The sequence below is a fragment of the Chitinophaga sp. genome, assembly GCF_036569125.1.
Taxonomy (GTDB): Bacteria; Bacteroidota; Bacteroidia; order Chitinophagales; family Chitinophagaceae; genus Chitinophaga.
In genome coordinates, this window is the sequence record NZ_DATCRF010000080.1 from 1 (window position 1) to 2,124 (window position 2,124).

1 protein-coding gene and 1 pseudogene are annotated in these 2,124 nt (G+C 48.1%); both read right to left on the bottom strand.

Features of this window, described 5'->3' with window-relative positions; genetic code table 11:
- Positions 1 to 759, bottom strand: a 759-nt coding sequence (locus VIM87_RS02895; RefSeq protein WP_331995513.1) for a SusD/RagB family nutrient-binding outer membrane lipoprotein, incomplete at its 3' end; no start/stop codon positions are given.
- Positions 760 to 778: 19 nt separating this feature from the next.
- Positions 779 to 2,124 (bottom strand): annotated as a pseudogene (locus VIM87_RS02900) (SusC/RagA family TonB-linked outer membrane protein); the annotation flags it as partial.

Here is a 2,124-nt window from a genome sequence, read left to right on the forward strand (position 1 = left end):
TTCCTGCACTTTAAAGATCTGTGATGATTCCGTTAGCAGCAAACCTGAATTAGCCGCTTCCTCAAACTCTGTTTTTGCCTTGCCGGGATCTACTTCAGACAAACGCATGGCCAAACGCATACGCAGGGAGTTGCCATAACGTTTCCATTTGTTATAGTCGAATGCAAAGGCAGGATCGTATTTTTTTACCTCATCCGTATTCACTGCGCTTTCATCAATGGCAGCTACAGCTTCTTTCAGCTCCTGCAATAAATAATAATACACATCCTTTACACTTACAAACTCAGGGTTCACACCCTGGAATGCTTTAGTGGGAATAGGTCCAAAGTTGTCCGACATTTCGCTTAACAGGTAGGCGCGCCAGATGCGGCTTACCTGCAGCAGGTTCTTGGTGTAAGGCTTTTCTGCATCGGTGCCGATCCTTTTGGTAGCCAGCTCCACTGCCAGGTTCACCCCATTCAGCCAGCCGGATACTGAATTGTAATAGGCTGTGGTCCAGCCGTCATCATAACCACCGCTGGATAAGCCGCCCTGGCGATGCTGGCGGCCGCCGGTTTTCCAATACAATACAAAGGAACGTTCGGCCACATCCGGGTTCATTTGCGCACCAATGATAGAACCATTCAATGCATATTCAACCTCAACCTGCGCTTCATTGGCAGACTTCGGATCTCTGTTGATCTCTTCAAACTTTGAGCAGGATTGTACCAGCAGGCCGGCTGCAAACAGTACAAATGTGCTCTTTATAATATTTTTCATAAATGTCCTTTTTCAGCAATTAGAAACTAACGGATAAATTAAACAGGAAAGTACGGGTGGTAGGCGCGCTGCCATTCTCAAAACCCGTGGCGTTGGTATTGGTTGCAAAAACAGATTCCGGGTCAATACCTTTCAGATGGCTGGATATTAACCATACGTTGTTGCAGGAGAACCCAATGCTGGCGCGCTGAACCGGTGTGCGGGACAGCAGTTTGGCCGGCAGTGCGTAGCTCAGCTGCACGTTACGCAGGCGGACGTTGGAGGCATCGTACAGGTTTGCTTCCACAATACCCATATTGGTAGCGCCAATGGCGTTTCTCCAGTAATCCTGAGGGGACACTGCTACAGTATTTTGTTCGTAAGCTTTAGTGTCCGCATTATACACTGCACCATCTACAATAAAATTCTCACGTTTGCCATTCACTACGGTTTCAGCAGCTGTACCGGCTCTTTGCATAGAGATCAGAGTACCAGAGAACATTTTACCGCCAAAGCGGGCATCTACCTGGAAGCCAAGGGAAAGGCTTTTCCAGTAAAAGGTGTTACCTACACCCAGTAAGCCGCTGGCCTGCTGGTTGCCCAGCCTTATTTTACCCTGTGTAGCCAGGGGAAGGCCGTTACCGTTCACGATGATCTTACCATAGTAAGGACTGCTGGCATCTTCTACGCGCTGGAAAGCGGTACCATAGATCTCACCGAACTTTTTGCCGGTTTCTGCATACACCTGTACATCGTCGTAACTGCCCAGGGAATACAAGCTCACATCATTGGTCAGCTCTTTAACGGTGTTATCATTCACAGAGTAGTTCACCGTCATATCCCAGGAAATGCTTTTTGGATTATCCAGCACTCGTCCGTTTAACATTACTTCTATCCCTTTGTTCTGGATATTTCCGGCGTTGATCTTCCTATAGGAATAACCGCTCAGCGGATCCATGGGCAGGTTAATGAGCTGGTTGGTAGCATTGGTTTTATACAGGGCTACGTCCAGGCCTACACGGTTATTGAAGAAGCGGGCTTCTGCACCTACTTCAAGAGAACGGATCAGCTCATTACGTACGTTCTGATCATACAGGGTATTTTTCCTTTTCACCACGGTGTTGCCGTTCGGATCTTTACTTACTTCATAGGTGTTATACAGCTCATAAGCTGCCAGGTCATTACCTACCTGGGCATAAGAGCCACGTAATTTACCATAGGTGATCCAGGAGGGTACGCTGCCGCCCATACGCTCGATCATTTCCGTTACTACCAGTGAGGTGCTTACGGAAGGGTAGAAGAAGGAACGTTTGTCGGGGCTAAGGGCCGATGACCAGTCGTTACGGAAAGTAGCGTCTACAAACCAGTAAGCATCCCAGTTCACAC